Annotated in this window: 3 protein-coding genes; 2 read left to right on the top strand and 1 reads right to left on the bottom strand. The window is 38.7% G+C overall.

Annotation, left to right across the window (positions count from 1 at the left end; genetic code table 11):
- Positions 1–127: 127 nt before the first annotated feature.
- On the top strand, positions 128–496 hold the full coding sequence (locus A5N85_RS13325) for a hypothetical protein (RefSeq protein WP_072577606.1): 369 nt from the start codon (positions 128–130) through the stop codon (positions 494–496).
- A 2-nt stretch (positions 497–498) separates the two neighbouring features.
- On the opposite strand, the gene A5N85_RS13330 is transcribed toward A5N85_RS13325, so the two are convergent.
- Positions 499–1,293: a penicillin-binding protein 1C gene (locus A5N85_RS13330; protein ID WP_072577607.1), complete on the bottom strand. Its 795-nt coding sequence runs from the start codon at positions 1,291–1,293 to the stop codon at positions 499–501.
- 203 nt (positions 1,294–1,496) lie between these two features.
- On the opposite strand from A5N85_RS13330, the gene A5N85_RS13335 reads away from it, so the two are divergent.
- Positions 1,497–1,691 (top strand): helix-turn-helix domain-containing protein (locus A5N85_RS13335; protein WP_143143325.1); only part of this gene is annotated, 195 nt, incomplete at its 3' end.

The raw sequence follows: 1,691 nt of genomic DNA on the forward strand, positions 1-1,691 counted from the left end.
ATAGAAATACTAGTATTAAGCGTGGTACGGTATATCCAACCGGTTGTACGCATCAAGTGGTTCGACATAGCAAGGTAGAGGTTTATTCTGTGCCTTGTTATCATTAAAAATTAAGGCTTTTTGAATAATGATAAGAGTTTTCTTATTTTTAGTTCTACTCTGTATCCAAGCAGCTTGTAGTTCTTCTCGTTATTCTTCTGAATATTTAATTTCTCATTATCTTAATGCAAGTGAAGATAATGAGATTGCACTTTGGCGGAAAAAATTAGGTATTCCAATGGATGCGTTAATCGCTATTTATTCAGATGAGCATTATGTCATCGTAGAATCTAATACGCGTATTCGAGAAATACAGCCTCACTTATCGCCTTATGTGAATGATTTTGTGGATTGTTATGTCAATATGGCGGGTATTTATCACCAACAATCAGTTGTTTTACAAGCTCCTTGTACGCGTAAACCTATGCCTAAGTTTTTTGGAAGAGAAGAGAATTAGTTTTATTGATTGTCCTGAAGAATGTTGTTGTATTCAATAATAATTGGTCTTTTCTTCGGTACTTTTGAGGGCGTAACGGCTTGAAAGTGACTTGTTGTTTGTTCTCCATTAGCATCAATAGCGTTAAGTTGGTAGCGTCCTGTATGAGAAATTGTGATGTTTTGTTGAGGTAGATAGGTTTTACCTATCTTTTTTTGATTGAGATACCATTCATAGGGTGGCTTACCATTTTTTAATTGAGCAATAATGGTGTGAGGGTAGGAAGCTAGGGTTAGTTGAGATTGGTTGGCGGGGCTAGTGAGGATAAATTGTTTACCGGGTGGTATTTCATCTATGCGAGTTGTGCGTTGTAAGCGTGTAGGGAGCTGATGGGTGATTAAAGGAGTAGAGAGGGGTAGTGGGTCAGTATGAGGAGGATTGGGTAAGAGATGAATAATATCTCGCATGATTGGGATGAGGACTTCAGCACTGGCGGTATTTTCTGTATAGCCTCCGTCAGCTCTGCCAGACCATAATATCAAGGTGTATTGTTTAGTGTAGGCAATAACCCATTTGTCCCGCCAACCGTATGCTGTTCCCGTTTTAAGTGCAACAGGCTCTTTGCCGAAGCTGATGTGACCATTTTTGTCACCAATTTTTCTTAGGATATTGGTTAGTTGTTGGCAGTTTTGGTGAGAGGCTAATAGAGGAGGAGTTGTGGGAAGGCTATAGGTACACTGCGCAAGTTTTCCATAGAGTCCTAATAGGTCTATGCCTTTAATACCGACACCGCCTAATGCTAGGCTAAGATTTGGCATAGCATTTTTAGAAAAATATATAGTCAAATCATTTATAATCCAATCTATCCAAAGCAGATATAAAGAACGACTTATATAGTGCGATCAGCTAAAAAACAAAACATCCTATAGCCCTTATCTAGCCATTCTGGCGGTAGATAACGTTCTGTTTTTTAGCTGATTTGACTATAGTAGAATTATCAAAAACAAACTGAGCATATCCTATGACCTACTGCTGCCAATTCCGACAGAAAATTCTTAACGATATTGCTAATGGAGAAACTTGGCGCGCTGTTGCAAAGCACTACAAGATCAGCAAATTCACCGTCTATAGCTGGATTAAAAATCCCCATCCTAAAGGTTTTACTGAGCGTAAGCCCTCAAAGATTGATGATGAAGCCTTGCTTAAGGATATTGAG

Origin of the sequence: Suttonella ornithocola, from assembly GCF_001889065.1 — a bacterium.
Lineage (GTDB): Bacteria > Pseudomonadota > Gammaproteobacteria > Cardiobacteriales > Cardiobacteriaceae > Suttonella_A > Suttonella_A ornithocola.